This window comes from Nonomuraea sp. NPDC005692, assembly GCF_040631115.1.
Taxonomy (GTDB): Bacteria; Actinomycetota; Actinomycetes; order Streptosporangiales; family Streptosporangiaceae; genus Nonomuraea.
Genome location: NZ_JBEXYU010000031.1, coordinates 12,848 through 32,502 on the forward strand (window position 1 = coordinate 12,848; position 19,655 = coordinate 32,502).

The window sequence follows — 19,655 nt, forward strand, 5'->3', positions numbered from 1 at the left end:
AGCATCTAAATCGATGCATCGATATAGATGTATCATGACTTCATGAACGGAGTCGAACTGTTCCTGCTCGGCCGCACCCTCATGAAGATCGGCGAGCAGGCGATGCCTCAACCGAAGGGCGACGGCCCGCGCGGCTCGGTCCGTACGGTGCTCGTCGTCCTCGGCGACGTGGTGGCCCATCCCGGCACGACGGTCAGCGAGATCGCGGCGCGGACCGGCCTGCCGCAGAGCCAGGTGTCCACGGCCGTCGCCCGGCTGGAGTCCACGGGGTCGGTCGAGGGCGTGCCCGATCCGGCCGACCGGCGGCGGCGGCTCATCCGTCCCGCGGCGACGCCGTCCGCCCGGGTCGCCGAGGTCAGGGCCGCCACGATCGACGACGCCCTCGCCGCCGTCCTGCCCGATCCGGGCCCCGAGGCGGTCCGCGAGGTCACCGCCGCCCTGGAGGTGCTGGCCCGCCATCTCACGCCGGAGGTCGCCGCCCGCGTGCGCGATGTCGAGGGGGCGGCGGGCGTCCTACGATCTCAACCGTGAAGACACCGGCACGCAGTCTCTATGTCATCGTGTGCGCGGCCGGTCCGGCCGGCGACGTGGCCAGGCTCGTCGTCCCGGCCCAGGACGAGGGCTGGGCCGTCCAGGTCGTCGCCACGCCTTCGGCGCTCGACTTCGTCGACGTGCCGGAGCTGGAGCGCCTGACCGGGCGCCCGGTCCGCAGCCGCTACCGCAGGCCGCACGAGCCCAGGCCGCCCAGGGCCGACGCGATCATCGTCGCTCCGGCCACGTACAACACGATCAACAAGTTCGCCATGGGCGTCGCCGACACCTACGCGCTCGGGCTGCTGGCCGAGGCTCCGGGGCTCGGCATCCCCGTGGTCGTCCTGCCGTTCGTCAACAGCGCGCTCGCCTCCCGCGCGCCCTTCCGGCGCAGCGTGGAGGAGCTGCGGTCGGAAGGGGTGCGCGTCCTGATCGGGCCGGGGCAGTTCGAGCCGCACGCCCCGAGCGCGGGCGACGGCAACGACACCTACGTCTGGGAGAGCGCCCTCACGGCGCTGCGCCCCTGACGGGAGGCCGGCGGGCCGCGGGCCTTGTCGAACGAGATTCGCGAATGACATTCTGGAATTCGGAACCTCGTCCCCGGAGGACGCATGGACAAGGAAGCCCTCCGCCGCAAATACCTCGAAGAGCGCGACAAGCGGCTCCGCCCGGACGGCAACGACCAGTACGTCCGCCTCACCGGCCGCTTCGCCCACTACCTCGACGACCCGTACACGCCGAGGACCGAGCGCGCACCGAAGACCGACCACGTGACGGTGGCCGTCGTCGGCGGCGGGTTCGCCGGGCTCGTCACCGGCGCCCGGCTCAGGGAGGCGGGGGTCGACGACGTGCGGATCGTCGAGAAGGGCGGCGACTTCGGCGGCACCTGGTACTGGAACCGCTACCCGGGAGCCCAGTGCGACACCGCGTCGTTCGTGTACATGCCGCTCCTGGAGGAGACCGGCCACATGCCGACAGAGAAGTACGCGCACGCCCCCGAGATCCTCGAACACTGCCGCCGCATCGGCAAGCACTACGGCCTGTACGACGACGCGCTCTTCCACACCGAGGTCCAGGACCTGGAGTGGGACGCGTCCCGGTCGCGCTGGACAGTCCGCACGAACCGCGGCGACGCGTTCACCGCCCGGTTCGTGGTCATGGGCATCGGCCCCCTGCACGTGCCCAAACTCCCCGGCATCCCGGGCATCGACGACTTCCGCGGGCACGCGTTCCACACCAGCCGCTGGGACTACGACTACACCGGCGGCGACCCCACGGGCGCGCCCATGGACCGGCTGGCGGACAAGCGCGTCGCCGTCATCGGCACGGGCGCGACGGCCGTCCAGTGCGTGCCGCACCTGGCCCGCGCCTGCGCCGAGCTGTACGTGTTCCAGCGCACCCCCTCCTCGGTGGACGTACGCGACAACCGGCCCACCGACCCCGCCTGGTTCGCCGGGATCGCCACCCCGGGCTGGCAGCAGCGCTGGCTGGAGAACTTCACCGGCAACCAGACCGGCGGCCTGGTCGACGAGGACCTGGTGATGGACGGCTGGACCGACATCGCCCGCCGCGTCCGCGCCCGCATCGCGGCCCTCCCGCCCGAGGACCTGACCCCGGAGAAGATGGCGCAGGCGTACGAGGACTCCGACTTCGAGAAGATGGAGGAGATCCGGGCCCGCGTCGACGCGATCGTCGCCGACCCGGAGACCGCCGCGAGGCTCAAGGCCTGGTATCGCCAGCTCTGCAAGCGTCCCTGCTTCCACGACGAGTACCTGCAGTCCTTCAACGTGCCGGGCACCCACCTGGTGGACAGCGACGGCAAGGGCGTCGAGCGCGTCACCGGGCGCGGGGTGGTGGCCGCGGGCGTCGAGTACGAGGTCGACTGCGTCATCTACGCCTCGGGCTTCGAGGTGACCACCGACTACACCCGGCGCGCCGGCTACGAGCTGACCGGCCGCGACGGCGTCCGGCTCACCGACCGCTGGGCGGACGGCATGCGCACCCTGCACGGCATCCACGCGCACGGCTTCCCGAACGCCTTCGTCGTCCAGCCCACGCAGGGCGCGAACCTCATCTCCAACATCCCGCACAACCTCACCGAGGCCGGCCGGACGATCGCCACGATCGTCAGCCACGCGCTCGACCAGGGCTTCGACGAGGTCGAGGCGACGCGGGAGGCCGAGGACGCCTGGATCGAGCTGCTGCTGTCGGGCCCGGGAAGCATCCTGGGCGCCTCCGCCGACTGCACGCCCGGCTACTACAACAACGAGGGCCACGACCCCGGCAGGAAAGGTCGGCTGAACATCGGCCATCCACAGGGGGCGATGGCGTACTTCGCCTACATCGACAGCTGGCGCACGTCGGGGGCGTTCGAGGGGCTGGAGTTCCGCAAGCGCGCAGAGGCGGAATGATCCGGCCGCTCGCGCTCGGGCGCGGGCTCGGGCTCGGGCGCGGGCTCGGGCGAACGCGATATTTGCGCGGATTCGTCAGGGATGGGCACTAGTTTCGTCCACCATGAGCTACGACCTGTACTTCGGCTCGGAGGGCGACGAGCCGCGCCCGCCGGACATGGTGGCCTGGAACAACGTCGTCACCCAGGCCCGCGCGCTCCTCGGCGACGTGACGATCTTCGAGGACCCGCCCAACTGGGACCTCGAGCACGAGGGCACCGGCATCTCCGTGAACCACTGGGAGGGCGGCTGGGGGATCAGCGTGCCGTACCGGTGGCACGGTGAGGCCGCGAGCCGGGTCGTGGACCTGATGTACCAGGTGGCGCGGATCGTCGAGCGGGAGTCGGGGCTCGACGGCAACGATCCCCAGCTCGGCCGCCCGCTCGCGGACGCGGACGCCGCGGCGGCGGTCAGCATGTTCGACGCGGTCGCGGTGCGCTACGGGAGGGCCTGACCCCACCTATCTGAACGATCGGTCGTTAATGTATGCTGGCGACATGGCCGACGTGAAGGAAGACGGTCGCCGGGCGCGCGGGCAGCGCAGCCGCGAGGCGATCCTCGGGCAGGCCGTGTCGCTGGCCTCGGTGCACGGTCTGGACGGGCTGACCCTGGGCCGGCTGGCCGAAGCCGCCGGGGTCAGCAAATCCGGATTTTTCGCACACTGGCGGGATAAGGAGCAACTCCAGCTCGACACCATCGAGTGGGCCGTCCGCCAATGGACCGACGAGATCGTCAAGCCCGCGCTCAAGGCCCCTCCCGGCGTGGCCCGCGTCCTGGCCCTGCACGAGGCCCGCCTGCGCTTCTACGAGAAGGGCGTCCTGCCCGGCGGGTGCTTCTTCTACACGGCGCGGGTGGAGTTCGACGACCGTCCAGGTCCGGTCAAGGACCGGGTGGCCGAGTCGATGGCCGACTGGCTGAGGTTCATCGAGCGGCTGGTCCGGGAGGCGGTCGAGCTGGGGGAGCTGCCCCCGGAGACCGACCCGGCGCAGCTCGCGTACGAGATCGACGCCCTGGGCGAGGCCGTGGTCACCCACACCCGCCTGCTCGGCAGGGGCGAGGCCGCCTACGAGCGGGCCCGCCGAGCCGTCCACGACCGACTGAAGGAGCTCGCGTGACCCAGACCCGCCCTGCCCAGGTGCACTTCGACGACCTCGACGCGATGGGCCTGCTGCACAACTCGCGTTACGCCCTGCTGGTCGAGCGCGCGATCTCCGCCTACTGGGCCGAGCAGGGCTGGAGCTTCGACCCGGCGATCTCCAAGTTCAAGGACCTCTACCTGGCCGTACGCGAGTTCAAGATCACCTACAGCGCGCCGGTCATGGGGGCGGGCGAGGTGCTGGTCGACTTCTGGATCGACCGCATGGGCCGCACCAGCGGCGTCTACGGCTTCCGCGTCCTGTCCGAGGACCGCTCGGTCGTGCACGCCGAGGGCTACCGCGTCAACGTCAACCTCGACCCGCAGACCTTCCGGCCCACGCCGTTCAGCGCCGAGCTGCGTACCGCCGCCGAGCCGCTGATGGTGGGCTGAGCCGCCGACGGTAGACCCTGCACTACTGCGGGCCGCTCCCGTCCCCGGATACGGTCACCGGGTGGGAAACAGGACCGCGCTCGAAGCGCTCACGCAGCGGCCGCCCGCCTTCCTGCGGTCGGCCTGGCCGTGGCGGTGCGTGGCGTACCTGCTGGGCAGCGTGGTCCCGGGGGCGGCCGTCGCCCTCGGGGTCACGGTGGTCGGGCTCACCGAATCGCCGGCCGGCCTGCTGCTCGTACCGGTGCTGCTGGCGCTGGTCGTGCCGCTGATCGCCCGGTTCGAACGCGTGCGGCTGCGCCTGGTGGACACCGTGCCGCTGCCGCAGGTGCCCGACCGGCGCCGGCGGGAGGCCGGGGTCGCGGTCATGACGGTGTTCGCCATGTGGTGGATCGACCTGGTCATGCTGGGGTTCACCGTCGGGGGGCCGGTCCTGCTGATCCTGTCCCCCGTGGTCCAGCCGGAGGCCGTGCCGGCATTCGGCGCCGTGGCGAGCGTGGCGGGGGTGCTGCTGCTGCCGGTGGCGGCGTACACGATCACGGCGTGGGGCGGGGCGCGCGGCGCGATGGTCAGGGCGGTGCTCGCGCCGGCCGGGTCGGAGCTGAGCGAGGTCATGCGGTCGCGGGCGCGCCTGGTGGACGCGTTCGAGACCGAGCGCCGCCGGATCGAGCGGGACCTGCACGACGGCGCGCAGCAGCGGCTGGTCGCCCTGTCGATGACGCTCGGCCTCGCCCGGCTGGACGTGCCCGAGGACTCGCCGACGGCCCGGATGCTCGACGCGGCGCACGACGAGGCCAGGCAGGCGCTGGCCGAGCTGCGCGAGCTGATCCGGGGCGTGCACTCGCAGGTGCTCACCGACCGGGGGCTGGGCGCGGCGATCCGCGACGTGGCCGGACGCTCGCCCGTCCCCGTGGACGTGGACGCCGAGGAGCTCGGCCGGCTGCCCGCGCCCGTCGAGGTCACCGCGTACTACGTGGTCAGCGAGGCGCTGGCGAACGTGGCCAGGCACAGCGGAGCCACCAGGGCCGCGGTCACCGCCCGGACGGCGGCCGGCACGCTGGCCGTCGAGGTGCGCGACGACGGCGTCGGCGGCGCGGACCCGGCCAGCGGCACCGGGCTGACCGGCCTGGCCGACAGGCTGGCCGTGGTGGCGGGAAGATTGTCGGTGTCCAGCCCGCCGGGCGGCCCGACCCTGGTACGAGTGGAGATCCCGTGCGCGTCGTGATCGCTGAGGATGCCGTGCTGCTCCGCGAGGGGCTGGCCGGGCTGCTCGAACGCTTCGGCCACACCGTGACGGCCTCGGTCGGCGACGCCGACGCCCTGGTCGCGGCGGTCGCCGAGCACCGCCCCGACGCCGTGGTGACCGACGTGCGGATGCCCCCGAACTTCACCGACGAGGGCCTGCGCGCCGCGCTCGCCCTGCGCCGCCGCCACCCCGAGCTGGCCGTGCTCGTGCTCAGCCAGTACGTCGAGCAGACCTACGCGGCCGAGCTGCTGGAGTCCGGCGACGGCGCGGGCGTCGGCTACCTGCTGAAGGACCGGATCGGCGACGTGCGCGAGTTCGTCGACGCGCTCGACCGGGTGGCCGCGGGCGGCACGGTCGTGGACCCGGAGGTGGTGCGCCAGCTGCTGCGCCGGCGGCGCGACCCGCTGGCCCGGCTCACCCCACGCGAGCAGCAGGTGCTCGGCCTGATCGCCGAGGGCCGCGCGAACGCCTCGATCGCCAGGGAGCTGGTCGTCACCGACGCCGCCGTGGCCAAGCACATCGCCGGCATCTTCACCAAGCTCGACCTGCCGCCGGAGGCCGACGGCCACCGCCGGGTCCTGGCCGTGCTGGCCTACCTTCAGGGATGACCGGCGGGAAGTCCGAAAAGTAAGGTTCGTTGGCATGAACGAGCAGTGGCAGGAGGTCGGCGACCGGGTCTACGTGCGTCGCCATGAGTCCTTCGACCTGAACACGGGCCTGATCGTGGGCGACGGGCACTGCCTGGTGCTCGACACCCGCAGCTCCCACCGGGAGGCGGCCGACCTGATCGACGCGATCAGGACGATCACCGGTTACCCGTGGACGGTCGTGAACAGCCATTCACATTTCGACCACTACTTCGGCAACGCGCTCTTCCGTCCCGCCGAGATCTGGAGCCACGTCCGGTGCGCCGAGGAGATCGACGTCTACGGCGAGCGGCACCGCGCGGACGTCATGGAACGGCTGCCCGACCGCCGCGCGGAGATGGAGGAGGTCGCCGTCGTGCCGCCCGACCACACCTTCACCGCCTCGGCCAGCCTCGACATCGGCGGACGCATGGTGCACCTGCGGCACTTCGGGCTCGGCCACAGCAGCAACGACATCGTCGTGCACGTGCCGGACGCCGGCGTGGTGTTCGCCGGTGACCTGGTCGAGGAGGGCGCGCCGCCGGCGTTCGGCGACTCCTACCCGCTCGACTGGCCGGTCACGACGGCCGCGATGCTCGCCGCGCTGCCCGATCCGGTGTTCGTGCCGGGGCACGGCGCGGTGGTCGGCCGGGCCTTCGTCCAGGAGCAGCAGGCCGAGCTGGCGCTGGTGGCGGAGCTGGCCGCGAAGGCCCACGTGGAGGGGCTGCGCGACTCGATCACGCGCTTCCCGTACCCGGAGGAGGTGGCGCGGCAGGCGATCGAGCGGGCCTTCCTCCAGCTCGACAGGTGAGCTATATTGCAAGTTGCAATATAGGGGGAGGCAACATGGCACAACGCAATGGCCTGGTCGACCTGACCGTGCTCGCCCTGCTCACGCTGCACCCGAGCCACCCCTACGAGCTCCACCGCTTCATCATCGACACGCACAAGGACTACATCACCGGCCTGCCGCGCAGCCTCTACCACGCGGTCGAGCGGCTGGCCAGGGACGAGCTGATCGCCCCCGCCGCGACCGGCCGCGAGGGCCGCCGGCCCGAGCGCACGGTCTACGAGATCACCGACGAGGGCCGCGAGGAGCTGATCACCCGGCTCCGGCGGCTGCTGGAGCAGCCCGACCCCGACCGGCGCGCCTTCGTGGCGGCCATCTCGCTGATCGGCTGCCTGCCGCTGCCCGAGGCGCAGCGGGCGCTGCGCACCCGCGCCGCCACCCTCGAAGGCACGCTCGCCGGGATGGAAGGACACATCAAGGCCATGAACGACAGTGGCCTGCCCGAGATCCTCATGCTGGAGGTCGAGTGCGAGCAGGCGCTGCACGCCGCCGAGCTCGCCTGGATCAGAAGACTTCTCGACCGGCTCGACCAGGGCGAGCTCGCCTGGACGAGCACGACCGAGGGGTGAGAGAAGGGCCGCCGGGGTGCGCCAACACCCCGGCGGCCGGACATCCGAACACGGCGCCTGCCCTGCCCGGACGCGCAACTCCCAGGATAGGCGCCGCGACGAAAGGAGCTGTGCCATGTCCGAAGAGATCATCCGCCTGGTGGCGCGGATGACGGAGACCTGGAACGCCGGCGACTCCGCCGCCTACGCCGGCCTGTTCACCGAGGACGCCGACTACATCACGTTCTTCGGCCTGCACCTGCAGGGCAGGAAGGCGATCGAGGAGACCCACCGCGCGCTGTTCGAGACCTCCATCAAGCTCGCCGAGGGCGGCCCCGCGCCGATCGTCAGGCCGCTGACCGACGACGTCGCGCTGGTGATCGCCGGCGGCAACTCGTCGGTGGCCGGCGTGCCCGACCCGAGCAGGGAGTCCGTCGTCACGCTGACCGCGCTGCGCACGCCGGAAGGCTGGCGGTTCGCCTCCTTCCAGAACAGCCGGGTGCGCAAGCCATGAGGAAGCGGCTGATCACCGAGGTGGCCGGGGTGATCGGCGCCCCGGCCGAGCAGGTGTGGCAGGCCCTGACGCGCTCGCTGCCCGCACACCACATGACCGTCGAGAAGGACGGGTACACCGTCGCCTACCAGGGCGGCTGGTGGTACCGGGGCGAGTGGACCGTGCTCCCGCACCCCGAGGGCGCCCGCGTGGAGCACCGCGTTTACGACGTGGCCGAGTGGGGACGCTGGGGCGTGCCCCTGGCCAACCGGTTCTTCATCGGGTTCGGGCAGCGGACGAGGAAGGGCTTCGCCGAGGGCATCGCCCGCATAGGGAGAGAATTGGGGTGCTCCGCCAGGCTGTCCTAGGCTGCTGGCCATGAGCCTGGTGTGGGAACCGTTGACCCCTGACGACGCCGAGGCGCTCGCCGCCCTCCTGGCCGCGATCGAGGCCGAGGATCGCACGGGCGAGGTCCACGACCTCGACGACGTCAGGGAGCAGCTCGGTCACCGCCTGATCGACCTGGCCGCGGGGACGCTCGCGGCCAGGGAGGGCGGCAGCATCGTCGCCTACGGCTACCTGCCGGCCCGGCAGTCCGCCACCGACACCCACGTCATGCGGCTGTCGGGCGGCGTGCACCCGGCCCACCGCAGGCACGGGCTCGGCCGGCGGATCGTCGACTGGAGCCTGGCCGCGGCGCCGGGGCTGAGCGAGCGGGCCTTCCCCGGCGTCCAGCCGGAGATCCACCTCTACGTGCCCGACACCAACCTCGGGCTGAAGGCGCTGGCCGAGGGCGCCGGTTTCGTCGCCAACCGCTGGTTCGCCCACATGGGACGTTCGCTGTCGGGCGACCTGCCGGCCTTCGCGCCGCCCGCCGGGGTGACCGTCACCCCCTGGTCTCCCGACCTGGACGAGGGCGCCCGCCGCGTACGCAACGAGGCGTTCCTCGACCACTGGGGCAGCGTCCCGCACACCCCGGAGAGCTGGCGCGACTACATCGTCGGCTCCCAGAACTTCCTGCCCGAATCGTCGTTCGTGGCCCTGCACGAGGGGCGGGTGGTGGGCACGCTCATCACCCACACCTTCGAGGGCTACAACGAGCTGGCCGGCGAGCGCCGGGCCTGGATCCAGATCATCGGCACGCTCAGGGAGTGGCGGGGCAAGGGCGTGGCCAGCGCGCTGATCGCGCACGCCCTGGCCGCCTTCCGCGCGCAGGGGTTCGACACGACCGGGCTGGGCGTCGACGCCGACAACCCCACGGGAGCCGTCAGCGTCTACTCCCGCGCCGGCTTCGAGATCTTCCAGCGCAGTACGAACTACGCCCTGGCCGTCAAACCGGGCTGAGCGCCGCCTCCGCGAGGGGGAACCGGGCCACGAAACCGGCGTCCGTGTACGTGAGCGTGCCGCCGTGCAGGTGGGCGATGTCCCTGGCGATGGGCAGGCCGAGCCCGGCGCCGCCGGCGTCCCTCGCCCGCGCCTCGTCCAGGCGGGTGAAGCGGCCGAAGACGGCCTCGCGCTGCTCCGGCGGGATCCCCGGGCCGTCGTCGTGCACCTCCAGCACGGCCTGGCCCTCCTCGGCGCGCACCCGTACGCGTACGGCCGAGGCGGCGTGCCGTACGGCGTTGTCGGCCAGGTTGGTGACCAGCCGGTCGAGGTGGGCGCGGGAGCCGTTCAGCACCACGTCGGGCTCGACGTCCAGCTCGACCCTGATCTCCGGCCGCCGCCTGGCGCGCAGCGACTCCTCGGCCGCCACCTGACCCAGGTCCAGCTCGTCGGTGCGCAGCGGCTCGCCGGCGTCCAGCTTGGCCAGCATGAGCAGGTCGGCGGCCAGCGACTGCAGGCGTTCGACGTCGGCCAGCGCCTCGCGGGTGAGCTCGCTCTGCTCGGCCAGTTCGAGCCGGGCACGCAGGGTGGCGATGGGGCTGCGCAGCTCGTGCGCGGCGTCGGCGACGAACCGCTTGTGCCGGCCCACCGCCGTCTCCAGGCGGTCGAGGGTGCCGTTCACGGTGGTGGCCAGGGCCGCGATCTCGTCCTTGGAGCCCGGCACCGGCACGCGCTGGTGCAGGTCGCGGGCCGTGATGTCGGCCACCTTGGCCCTGATCGCGGCCACGGGGGCCAGCGCGCGGCCCACCGAGAACCAGGTCATCCCGGCCACCACGAGCAGCAGGGCGGGCACGCCGGGCAGCAACGCGCCGTACAGGGCCTGGACGGCCTTCTGCACGCCGTCCAGGGAGACCCGCGACCAGAGCGTGGCCGGGCCGGTCGGCGTGCTCACCTGGAGCCCCGCGACGGCGTAGTCGGCCGGCTGCGCCCACAGGGCGGGCGAGCCGGTGGCGCGGCCGGCCAGGACGAGGTCGGGATCGGCGAGCCGTACCACGGACAGGTCGTCCACCAGGATCGTGCTCGACTGGGCGGCGGTCGTCCTGGCCGCCGGCGTCGCCCCGTCGGGCATGATCGGCACAGTCTCCGCGTACGGCATCGCCGCCGCGGCGCGCCGGGCCGCCTCCTCGCCCGCGTTGCCCTCCAGCGTGCCGCGCAACGCCATGACCAGCACCAGGGCGGCCACGCCGAGTGCCAGGGCGACCACCAGCGTCGCCGCGACGGTGGCCCGCACCCGCACCGACGACAGCCCGGCCGGCACCCGCCCCCACTTCGGCCGTCGTTCGAGCAGCGCCCTCATGCCGCCTCCAACCGGTAGCCCGCTCCCCGTACGGTCACCAGCGTCGTCCGGCCGAACGGCAGGTCGATCTTCCTGCGCAGGGCGCTGATGTACACCTCGACGATGTTCGGGTCGCCGTCGTAGGAGAAGTCCCACGCCTGGGCCAGCAGCTCGCTCTTGGAGACCACCTCGCCGGGGCGGCGGGCGAGCGCGTGCAGCACCGCGAACTCCTTCGGCGTCAGCCCGACCTCCACCCCGCCCCTGCGGCAGCGCAGGCCGGCCGGGTCCACCACCAGGTCGCCGACCGTGATCGTCACCGGCCGCTCGGTCCCGCCGCGCCGCACCAGGGCGCGCAGCCGGGCCAGCAGCACCACGTACGAGAACGGCTTGGCCAGGTAGTCGTCGGCGCCGTTGTCGAGCGACTCGGCCTCGTCGTAGACGCCGTCCTTGGCGGTGAGCATCATGATCGGGGTCCAGTCGCCCGCCTCGCGCAGCCGGGAGCAGACCGTGTAGCCGTTCATCCTGGGCAGCATCACGTCCAGGACGATCACGTCGTAGGCGTTCTCGGTCGCCATCCACAGGCCGTCGCGCCCGTCGTGGGCCACGTCCACGGCGAAGCCCTCGCCCGCCAGCCCGCCCTTGATCAGGCCGGCCAGCCGTTCCTCGTCCTCCACCAGCAGCACTCGCACGACGTCCAGAGTGCCTGAGCGAACCTAAAGCCAACCTGAAGATCATTTAGGGCGCGTTCAGGGTCGCTTCAGGTGCGGGCGAGCACGCTCGGGGCGTTCGGATGGATTCCACTGAGGAGAATGCATGTTCAAGCGACGTCTCGCGGTCCTCGGCACGGTGGGGGTGCTCGCGCTCTCGGTCCTGGGCGGCTCCGCCCTGGCCGACGGAACCCCGGCCCCCGACGCCACCACCGCCACCGCCACCACGGCCGCGGTGTCCTGCCGGACGCCGGACGGCAAGGAGGTCAAGCTCGCCGATGGCCCGGCGGCCCGCGTGTTCGTCCTGCGCGACGAGAAGGGGGAGCGGGCGGACGGCGCGCCGAAGCTCAGGGCCGAGCAGGGACGCGTGATCGAGCTCGCCCCCGGGACCGTCACCGAGGCCGCACCGACCACCCCTCAGGCCGGCACCGAGGCCGCGCCCACCGTCCCGGCGACCCCCCTGACCGACGCCGAGAGCGGGCCCACCGAGCCGAGCGACACCCTTTCCGAGGGTGAGGCGGTACGGATGGTCCCGGCGCTGCCCGCGACCGAGCTTCCTCCGGGCGCCGTGAAGCTGGACGACCCCAGCAAGGTCGTCCACATCGTCTGCGCGCCCGCCGAGCCCGCCAAGTAGGTTCACTCAGGGAACGACGGGTGCGGGCCGAGCGCCCAGTACTCGTACAGGCCGTGGCCGACGAGCCCGTCGTACTCGAAACGGCCGACGGCGTCGACCAGGCCCCACATCCTGGCGGCGTCGTCGGGCAGCCGGTACGTCACCCCCTGCACGACCGGCCCCGGCCCCTGGTACATGCCGTGCCGCCACTCCGGCTCCAGCCCGTATCCGGTGCCGGCCATGAGGTGGACCGGCAGCACCGGCGTGCAGCGCACCTCGAACGGCTTGCCGCCCGGCGGCGAGAAGGCGATCACGGCGTCCACGACGTCCCGGGTGCCCGGGGCGTAGACCGGACGGTAGTCCGGCCGGCCGAGGTACTCCTCCTCCCGCCCGTCCGTCCAGACGCGTACGGCCTCCTCCAGCAGCCGCCGGCCACGGTGGTCCTCCTGGATGATGCACAGGATGGCGTGGTCGTCGAACTTCATCGGGGTGTACAGCCAGTAGAACGTGCCGGGGTTGTTCGCCTGGATGCCGGGCGGCTCGGGCTCGCCGACCGGCCGCACGCCCCATGACCGGTCCCTGGTGCCGAGCCAGCGGTCGGGGGTGACCGGGATCACCTGGTCGCCGACGGTGATGCTGCCGGACCAGCGGCCGGTCTGGGCGAGCCGCACCGAGTCGAACATCACCCGTTCCTGCCATCGCAGGAAGTGGCGGGGTTCGAGGGTCGCCGGGATCGTCCCCTCCCAGTCGAGCTCGAAGGACAGGCCATGCTCGGACGGCTCCAGGATCACCCGGAGCCGCTTGAGCCCTTCGATCACCTCGACCCGGAAGGGGCCGATCCTGGTGTCCATCCGGTCGGGGCCCAGCTCGCGCGAGGCCCGCACGACCCGGTGCAGGTCGCCGTGCCGTACGCAGGCGAAGGCGTCGGTGACGCCGAGGTTGGGGTACTGGCCGAGGCCGACGATCAGCATGAGCTCGTCGGTGCCGGCGTGGCAGTTGAAGTAGTAGCGGTCGTAGAAGTTGCGGTCGGAGGTGGCGACGTGCCGCATGACCTGGGCGGTCTGGTGCACGGGGTGATCGTCGAGCGGTGACAGCGCCATGCTCGGGTTTGTAGCAAGCGCTTGGTGAACAGTCAACGGGCCGGAACGCGGAAGCGCGCCCCCGCTCTGGTGAGAGCGGGGGCGCGCTTCCGGTCCGGATCAGGGCATGTTGTGCGATGCCTGGTCCGTCTTGTTCTGCACGTTGGACGCCATCCGGTCCGCGGAATGCGCGGTCCTGTCCGCCTTTTCACCGACCCAGCGTGATGCATCGGAGGCAGAGTCCTTCATGTGCTCGGTCCACTGCTGGGCGTTGCGACGGTAGGCCATGTAGCCGATCGCGCCGACCGCAAGACCGGTCAGCAGCACCATCGTCGGCCACCGCCGTGACCGGGACGGTTTCGGGTCGATTCTCTTGGCCGCCGCCGACAGCATCCTGCTGACCTTGGGGGCGACCTGATCCTCGAACCCGTGCGCCGCGGCGTCGAGCCGGGGCGCCGCCCAGTAACGGGCGTCTTCGATGCGCTGTACGGTGGCCACCTTGGCCTGGTCCGCCATTGGCGCCATGCGATGGCCGGTCTTGACGGCCTGGGCCTTCATGCGGCCCATCCACGTGGCGGGTACCTCTATTACCACGCGGCGTCTCTTCAGTGTCAGGGACACGACAACCTCCCCTGTCGTTGGGGCCCCGCGCTTGACCTTCCCTGGACAAGGCGGCTCAATCATGGCGGTCCATGGGAGGATGGCTCAGGAGGCCGAACGGCCATATTCCGCAGAACATCACATACAACCCTGTACATAGAGGGGGGCAGCTGTCTCGTGGCTGAGAAGCTGATCGCAAATCTGAAGACCAATCGCGGCGATATCAAGGTCGAGCTTTTCCCGAACCAGGCGCCGAAGACCGTCCGGAACTTCGTGGAGCTCGCCGAGGGCACCCGTGAGTGGACCCATCCGGAGTCGGGCGAGAAGAGCACCGCCCGTCTGTACGACGGGACCATCTTCCACCGGGTCATCTCCGGTTTCATGATCCAGGGCGGCGACCCGCTCGGTCAGGGCATCGGCGGCCCCGGCTACGAGTTCGACGACGAGATCCACCCGGACCTCTACTTCAACCGGCCCTACCTGCTGGCCATGGCCAACGCGGGCGTCCGGTTCGGCAAGGGCACCAACGGCTCGCAGTTCTTCATCACGGTCGTGCCCACGCCGCACCTCAACGGCAAGCACACGATCTTCGGTGAGGTCGTCCAGGGCCAGGACATCGTCGACGCCATCGCCAAGACCGACACCGACCGGCGCGACCGTCCCGTCCAGGACGTCGTCCTGGAGTCGGTCACCATCGAGCGCGTACAGGGCTGAGCCGATCCCTGACGGGGGCGGGCCATCCACGGGTCCCGCCCCCTTCGGGCAGGCCCGTCACAGCCCTGATCGACCGCACACAGCTGGGTCCGGTACGTCATAGGCTCTGGACATGACCAGCCAGCCGCCCAGCCCGCCCTCGCAGCCCGAGCAGCCCGCCGAGGCGGTCCCCACGTGCTACCGGCATCCCGGCAGGGAGACCTGGGTCCGCTGCCAGCGCTGCGACCGGCCCATCTGCCCCGACTGCATGCGCGACGCCGCCGTGGGCTTCCAGTGCCCCGAATGCGTCGCCCAGGGCAACCAGGGCTTCCGCCAGGCCCGCTCCACCTTCGGCGGCCAGGTCGTCAGCACGCCGTACGTCACGTGGGCCATCCTGGCCATCAACGTCCTCGTCTTCGGCGCCCAGTACCTCGTGCCCGCCGTCACCGGCGCGCTGCAGATGTGGCCGGCCGGAGTGGCGGTCTTCGGCGACTACTACCGGCTGGTCAGCGCCGCGTTCGTGCACGCCGGCGTCTTCCACATCCTGTTCAACTGCTGGGCGCTCTACGTCGTCGGCCCCTATCTGGAGCGCGCCTTCGGCCACGTGCGTTACACGGCCCTCTACCTCGTCAGCGCCGTCGGCGGCAGCGTGCTCAGCCTCTGGCTCGATCCGCTCGGCCAGCCGACCGTGGGCGCGTCCGGAGCCATCTTCGGCCTCTTCGGCGCCGTCTTCGTGGTGGGCCGCAAGCTCAACATGGACGTACGCGGCATCGCCATGCTCATCGTGATCAACCTGGTGATCACCTTCGTGTTCCCCGGCATCAGCTGGACCGGGCACGTCGGCGGCCTGATCACCGGCTCGGTGCTGGCGGGAGCGATGGCCTACGCCCCCAAGAACAACCGGACCCTGTGGCAGGTGCTGGCGATCGCGGGAGCGCTGGCCGTGCTTGCCGTGCTTGTGATGGCCCGGACCTCGGCGATCCTGAGCTCGATCTGACTTCCCCAGGCTGTGGAAAAGACTGTGGAAAGAACTAACGCCAGCGGGTGGAAAGAACCACACCGAAGATGATGAATACAAACCCGATCAGCAGGTTCCAGTTCTGGAGGTCGCTGAAGAAGGGCGCCTGCGGGGCGACGTAGTAGATCGCGATCCACAGGATGCCGATGATCCAGGACACCACCATGGTGGGGGCCAGCCAGCGCGGGCTGACCTTGACCTGCTGGGACTTCTGGGGCGGCGTGTAAACCGCCTTCTTGCGAGCCTTGGGCTTGGGCACTGGGTAACTCCTGCTGAGGGCCTGGGCTTCCGGATCGTCCACAGGCTCTTCGTTAAGCGTAGTTGTAGCGTGCCCCAGGATAGTCGCCACGCGCACGACATGGCGATCCCCCACGTCGGGAGATGTCATGAATACGCTGACGACATGCGGTCCATCTTCCGGGCCGTGGGGGAGCTGAGCATCACCGCCGGCCTGGTCCTCATGTTGTTCTGCGCCTACCTGCTCTGGGGCACCGGCGCCTACACCAAGAGCCAGCAGTTGTTGCTCCAGCGCGAGCTGGCCGCCGACAAGGCGGAGCGCGACCGCGGCCGCATCGACAAGATCGAGCTCGGCAAGGCCGTCGCCATGCTGAGCATCCCGAGGCTCGGCCGCGACTACCGGTACGCCATCGTCGAGGGCGTGGACGCCGAGCACCTGAAGAAGGGCCCGGGACACTACCCCGACAGCGCCATGCCCGGCCAGATCGGCAACTTCGTGGTCTCGGGCCACCGGACCACGTACGCGGCCCCGTTCAACGAGCTCGACGAGCTCGAACGCGGTGACGAGATCGTCGTGGACGCCCGCGAGGCCCGCTACACCTACCGCGTCACGTCCCAGGACGTCGTGGAGCCAACGGAGGTGGAGGTGCTCGCCCCCGTGCCCGGCAAGCCCGACATCCGTCCCATCCGCGCCTACATCACCCTCTCCACCTGCCACCCCGAGTACTCCGCCGCCCAGCGCCTCATCGTGTACGGGGTCCTCAAGAAGACCGAGCTCAGAAAGGAATGACATGTACGGCTGGATCTGGCGCAAACTGCCCGAGGATCCCCGCCGCAAGGTACTGGTGGCCGCCTTGCTGGTCGCTGTCGTGGGGGTCGTACTCTGGTATGCCGTGTTCCCGCTCCTGGAGCCGGCGGTGACGCTCGACGAGGTGACCGTAAGAAGATGACCCGCGTGCTGGTCGTGGACAACCACGACAGCTTCGTCCACACGATCGTCCAGTACCTGCGCGTGCTGGGCGCCGACTGCGACGTGCGCCCGCGCGACGTCGTGAGCGTGCGCGACGGCGACGCCTTCGACGGCGTGCTCGTCAGCCCCGGGCCGGGCACCCCGGAGGCGGCCGGCGTGAGCGTGCCCCTGGTGCTGCGCGCGGCCGAGCGCGGCACGCCCCTGCTCGGCGTCTGCCTCGGCCACCAGGCCATCGCGGTCGCCTTCGGCGCCACCGTGGCCCGCGCGCCCGAGCTGGTCCACGGGCGCACCAGCGCCGTGCACCATGACGGCAAGGGGGTCTTCGAGGGCCTGCCGTCGCCGGTGCCGATGACCCGCTACCACTCGCTCGCCGTGCTGCCGGAGACCGTCCCCGAAGTCCTCGACGTGACCGCCCGCACCGACGACGGGGTCATCATGGGCCTGCGCCACCGCCGGGCGCCCATCGAGGGCATCCAGTTCCACCCGGAGTCGGTGCTGTCCGAGCACGGCCACCGGCTGCTCGGGAACTGGCTGCACGGGATCGTGTAACGCCCGGCTCGCACAGAGCGACTACCAAATGAACGCCCCCGCCGTTGCCCCCGAGCGGCGGGGGCGTTCTTCGCGCCCGCCCTCCAGAAGAACCCCCCACCACCTCTGACCTTCCGGCAAGGCGGGACGCCCGCCGTCCCCAGGCCCGCTGTCCTCCGGCCCGCTGTCCTCCGGCCCTCCGGCCCTCCGGCACGCCGGGACGCCCGCCGTCCCCGGCCCTCCGGCACGCCGGACGCCCGCGCCTCCCGGTCTCCTGGCAAGGCGGGACGCCCGCCACCCTCTGCCCTCCCTGCAATGCGGGGCGCTTGCCGGGCCCTTCGGAGCCTTGTGGTGGAACGACGAAGGCCGCCCTTCCCGGGTGGGGAGGGCGGCCCGTGGTGCTCGGTCAGCCGTTGAGGCCGTCGTCGCCGATCGGGTTGTCCTCGGTCGGCTCGTCGGACGGGAAGTCCGTCTGCTCGTCGGTCGGTTCCTCGGTCGGCTGCTCGTTGGTGGGCGGCGGGGCCGTCTCGGGGCCGGTGGACACCACGATCGTGATCGTCGTGTTCGGCTGCAGCTTCTGGCCCGCACCCGGGTTCTGCTGGATGACCGTGCCCTCGGCCTGGTCACTGGCCTGCGGCGACACCTTCACCTTGAAACCGGCGCCCTTGAGCGCGGCGATGGCGTCCTGCTGGGTGTAGCCGATCACGTCGGGCAGCTCGGTCAGCTCGAACGGCACGTAGAGGGTGACGCTGGCGTCCTTCTCGATCTCGGTGCCGGCCGCCGGCTTGGTCTCGAAGACCTTGCCCTGAGGCTTGGCGGACTGCTTGGTCTTGACCACGCCCTTCAGCCCGGCGTCGTCGAGGGCCTTCATCGCGTCCTCGGTGCTCATGCCGATGAGCCCGGCCGGTACGGCGACCTTCTCCTTGCCCTTGGACACGACCAGCTTGACCGTGGCGCCCTTCTCGACCTTCTCGCCCTCCGCCGGCTCGGTGCGGATCACCGTGCCCTTGCCGAACTCGTCGCTGGCCTCCTGCACCACCTCGGGCTTCAGGCCCAGGGTGATGAGCGCCTTCTGCGCGGGATCCAGCTTCTGCGTGGCCAGGGCCGGGATGGTGACCGAGGCGTCGGTGGGCGCGGCCTTGGTGCCGAACACCAGGTAGCCGACCGTGACGAAGGCGCCGATGATCAGCAGCGGGATGATGATCCACAAGGCTGTCTTGACCGCGTTGCCGCCACCGCCGGAGGCCCTGCGCCGCCCCACGCGGCTGCCGTCGCCGTCGCCGTACTCGTACGGCGGGACCGCGCCGGTGCGCTGCGTGGCCGGGTCCTGCGCCGCCTGGGTGGCGGTCATCATGCGGGTGCCCTGGTTGAAGTTCCCGGTCATCGCCATCGTCTGGGCGTCGACCGGCATGCCGGACATGGCCCGCTGGATGTCGGCCCGCATCTCGCCGGAGTTCTGGTAGCGGTGGGCCGGGTCCTTGGCCATGGCCTTGAGCACGATCGCGTCGGCCCACGCCGGGATCTCGCGGTCGATCTGCGAGGGCGGGATCGGGTCTTCGCGGACGTGCTGGTAGGCGATCGCCACCGGGGAGTCGCCGGTGAACGGCGGCTGGCCGGTGAGCAGCTCGTACAGCACGCAACCGGTGGAGTAGATGTCGCTGCGGGCGTCGACGCGCTCGCCGCGGGCCTGCTCGGGCGACAGGTACTGGGCGGTCCCTATCACCTGCGCCGTCTGGGTCATGGTGGCGGCCGAGTCGGCCATCGCGCGCGCGATGCCGAAGTCCATCACCTTGACGTCGCCGGCACGCGTGATCATCACGTTGGCCGGCTTGATGTCACGGTGGACGATGCCGCCGCGGTGGCTGTAGTCGAGCGCGCGCAGGATGCCGTCGACCAGCTCGGCCGCCCGCTCGGGCAGCAGCCGGCGGTCCTGGCGCAGCAGGTCGCGCAGCGTCCGGCCGTCGACGTACTCCATGACGATGTAGGGCACCGGGGTGCCGTCGGTGACGTCTTCGCCGGTGTCGTAGACCGCGACGACGGCGGGGTGGTTCAGTGAGGCCGCCGACTGCGCCTCGCGGCGGAAACGGGCCTGGAAGGTGTGATCGCGCGCAAGGTCGGAGCGGAGGGTCTTGATCGCGACTATGCGGTCCAGCCGGATGTCTCGGGCGCGATACACCTCGGCCATGCCGCCGCGCCCGACGACACCGTCGAGCTCGTAACGACCTCCGAGTAGCCGAGGCTGAGTCATTTCCTGCACTGTCCCTTACCGTTCATCTTGGGTA

Annotated in this window: 25 protein-coding genes; 19 read left to right on the top strand and 6 right to left on the bottom strand. The window is 71.2% G+C overall.

The window, feature by feature from the left end; translation table 11 throughout:
* The first annotated feature begins 42 nt into the window (after positions 1-42).
* From ABZ459_RS41215 to ABZ459_RS41275, 13 genes are all read left to right on the top strand, one after another.
* A complete protein-coding gene (locus tag ABZ459_RS41215; RefSeq protein WP_357982860.1) occupies positions 43-531 on the top strand; it encodes a helix-turn-helix domain-containing protein in 489 nt (162 codons plus the stop codon).
* On the top strand, positions 528-1,058 hold the full coding sequence (locus tag ABZ459_RS41220) for a flavoprotein (RefSeq protein ID WP_357982863.1): 531 nt from the start codon (positions 528-530) through the stop codon (positions 1,056-1,058). Before ABZ459_RS41215 ends, ABZ459_RS41220 begins: the two co-directional genes overlap by 4 nt.
* Before the next feature lie 84 nt (positions 1,059-1,142).
* Positions 1,143-2,942, top strand: a complete 1,800-nt coding sequence (locus ABZ459_RS41225; RefSeq protein WP_357982866.1) for an NAD(P)/FAD-dependent oxidoreductase — start codon at positions 1,143-1,145, stop codon at positions 2,940-2,942.
* A 103-nt stretch (positions 2,943-3,045) separates the two neighbouring features.
* Positions 3,046-3,435, top strand: a complete 390-nt coding sequence (locus ABZ459_RS41230; protein WP_357982869.1) for a hypothetical protein — start codon at positions 3,046-3,048, stop codon at positions 3,433-3,435.
* 43 nt (positions 3,436-3,478) lie between these two features.
* Positions 3,479-4,096, top strand: coding sequence for a TetR/AcrR family transcriptional regulator (locus tag ABZ459_RS41235; RefSeq protein WP_357982873.1), 618 nt, complete (start codon positions 3,479-3,481; stop codon positions 4,094-4,096).
* The gene (locus ABZ459_RS41240) at positions 4,093-4,509 is read left to right on the top strand and encodes a thioesterase family protein (protein ID WP_357982876.1); all 417 of its coding nucleotides are present in this window, start codon (positions 4,093-4,095) and stop codon (positions 4,507-4,509) included. Before ABZ459_RS41235 ends, ABZ459_RS41240 begins: the two co-directional genes overlap by 4 nt.
* A 61-nt stretch (positions 4,510-4,570) precedes the next feature.
* Entirely contained in the window at positions 4,571-5,731 is a 1,161-nt protein-coding gene (locus ABZ459_RS41245) for a histidine kinase (protein WP_357982879.1), read from the top strand.
* Positions 5,719-6,360, top strand: coding sequence for a response regulator transcription factor (locus ABZ459_RS41250; protein ID WP_357982882.1), 642 nt, complete (start codon positions 5,719-5,721; stop codon positions 6,358-6,360). Before ABZ459_RS41245 ends, ABZ459_RS41250 begins: the two co-directional genes overlap by 13 nt.
* Positions 6,361-6,394: 34 nt before the next feature.
* The gene (locus ABZ459_RS41255; RefSeq protein WP_357982885.1) at positions 6,395-7,189 is read left to right on the top strand and encodes an MBL fold metallo-hydrolase; all 795 of its coding nucleotides are present in this window, start codon (positions 6,395-6,397) and stop codon (positions 7,187-7,189) included.
* Positions 7,190-7,224: 35 nt separating this feature from the next.
* Positions 7,225-7,797: a PadR family transcriptional regulator gene (locus ABZ459_RS41260; RefSeq protein ID WP_357982888.1), complete on the top strand. Its 573-nt coding sequence runs from the start codon at positions 7,225-7,227 to the stop codon at positions 7,795-7,797.
* A 115-nt stretch (positions 7,798-7,912) separates the two neighbouring features.
* Positions 7,913-8,290, top strand: coding sequence for an SgcJ/EcaC family oxidoreductase (locus tag ABZ459_RS41265; protein WP_357982891.1), 378 nt, complete (start codon positions 7,913-7,915; stop codon positions 8,288-8,290).
* The gene (locus ABZ459_RS41270; protein WP_357982894.1) at positions 8,287-8,637 is read left to right on the top strand and encodes a hypothetical protein; all 351 of its coding nucleotides are present in this window, start codon (positions 8,287-8,289) and stop codon (positions 8,635-8,637) included. Before ABZ459_RS41265 ends, ABZ459_RS41270 begins: the two co-directional genes overlap by 4 nt.
* Positions 8,638-8,647: 10 nt before the next feature.
* Positions 8,648-9,613 carry a GNAT family N-acetyltransferase gene (locus ABZ459_RS41275; protein WP_357982897.1) on the top strand — a complete coding sequence of 322 codons (966 nt, stop codon included), beginning with the start codon at positions 8,648-8,650 and terminating at the stop codon, positions 9,611-9,613.
* On the opposite strand, the gene ABZ459_RS41280 is transcribed toward ABZ459_RS41275, so the two are convergent.
* Together ABZ459_RS41280 and ABZ459_RS41285 are read right to left on the bottom strand one after the other, a co-directional pair.
* On the bottom strand, positions 9,600-10,949 hold the full coding sequence (locus ABZ459_RS41280; protein ID WP_357982900.1) for a HAMP domain-containing sensor histidine kinase: 1,350 nt from the start codon (positions 10,947-10,949) through the stop codon (positions 9,600-9,602). The two genes, ABZ459_RS41275 and ABZ459_RS41280, sit on opposite strands and share 14 nt — an antisense overlap.
* Complete coding sequence (locus ABZ459_RS41285; RefSeq protein WP_352363329.1) at positions 10,946-11,617, bottom strand: response regulator transcription factor; 672 nt, start codon at positions 11,615-11,617, stop codon at positions 10,946-10,948. Before ABZ459_RS41285 ends, ABZ459_RS41280 begins: the two co-directional genes overlap by 4 nt.
* Positions 11,618-11,741: 124 nt before the next feature.
* Between ABZ459_RS41285 and ABZ459_RS41290 the strand changes: the two genes are divergently transcribed.
* Entirely contained in the window at positions 11,742-12,269 is a 528-nt protein-coding gene (locus ABZ459_RS41290; RefSeq protein ID WP_357982903.1) for a hypothetical protein, read from the top strand.
* A 2-nt stretch (positions 12,270-12,271) separates the two neighbouring features.
* Here ABZ459_RS41290 and ABZ459_RS41295 read toward each other — a convergent pair whose 3' ends face one another.
* Both ABZ459_RS41295 and ABZ459_RS41300 read right to left on the bottom strand, forming a co-directional pair.
* A complete protein-coding gene (locus tag ABZ459_RS41295; RefSeq protein WP_357982906.1) occupies positions 12,272-13,348 on the bottom strand; it encodes a hypothetical protein in 1,077 nt (358 codons plus the stop codon).
* A 99-nt stretch (positions 13,349-13,447) separates the two neighbouring features.
* Positions 13,448-13,885 carry a hypothetical protein gene (locus ABZ459_RS41300; RefSeq protein ID WP_357982909.1) on the bottom strand — a complete coding sequence of 146 codons (438 nt, stop codon included), beginning with the start codon at positions 13,883-13,885 and terminating at the stop codon, positions 13,448-13,450.
* Positions 13,886-14,104: 219 nt separating this feature from the next.
* Here ABZ459_RS41300 and ABZ459_RS41305 point away from each other — a divergent pair, with 219 nt between their 5' ends.
* Positions 14,105-14,641, top strand: a complete 537-nt coding sequence (locus tag ABZ459_RS41305) for a peptidylprolyl isomerase (protein WP_357982912.1) — start codon at positions 14,105-14,107, stop codon at positions 14,639-14,641.
* Between the two features lie 112 nt (positions 14,642-14,753).
* A complete protein-coding gene (locus ABZ459_RS41310) occupies positions 14,754-15,617 on the top strand; it encodes a rhomboid family intramembrane serine protease (protein ID WP_357982915.1) in 864 nt (287 codons plus the stop codon).
* A gap of 34 nt (positions 15,618-15,651) precedes the next feature.
* Here ABZ459_RS41310 and ABZ459_RS41315 read toward each other — a convergent pair whose 3' ends face one another.
* A complete protein-coding gene (locus ABZ459_RS41315; protein WP_357982918.1) occupies positions 15,652-15,897 on the bottom strand; it encodes a cell division protein CrgA in 246 nt (81 codons plus the stop codon).
* Between the two features lie 144 nt (positions 15,898-16,041).
* Between ABZ459_RS41315 and ABZ459_RS41320 the strand changes: the two genes are divergently transcribed.
* The 3 genes from ABZ459_RS41320 to ABZ459_RS41330 are packed head-to-tail and all read left to right on the top strand — an operon-like array spanning position 16,042 to position 17,394.
* A complete protein-coding gene (locus ABZ459_RS41320; protein WP_357982922.1) occupies positions 16,042-16,665 on the top strand; it encodes a class E sortase in 624 nt (207 codons plus the stop codon).
* A 1-nt stretch (position 16,666) separates the two neighbouring features.
* Complete coding sequence (locus ABZ459_RS41325) at positions 16,667-16,825, top strand: hypothetical protein (RefSeq protein ID WP_357982925.1); 159 nt, start codon at positions 16,667-16,669, stop codon at positions 16,823-16,825.
* On the top strand, positions 16,822-17,394 hold the full coding sequence (locus tag ABZ459_RS41330) for a gamma-glutamyl-gamma-aminobutyrate hydrolase family protein (RefSeq protein WP_357982928.1): 573 nt from the start codon (positions 16,822-16,824) through the stop codon (positions 17,392-17,394). Before ABZ459_RS41325 ends, ABZ459_RS41330 begins: the two co-directional genes overlap by 4 nt.
* Before the next feature lie 385 nt (positions 17,395-17,779).
* Here ABZ459_RS41330 and pknB read toward each other — a convergent pair whose 3' ends face one another.
* A complete protein-coding gene (gene pknB, locus ABZ459_RS41335) occupies positions 17,780-19,621 on the bottom strand; it encodes a Stk1 family PASTA domain-containing Ser/Thr kinase (protein WP_357982931.1) in 1,842 nt (613 codons plus the stop codon).
* Positions 19,622-19,655: the final 34 nt, after the last annotated feature.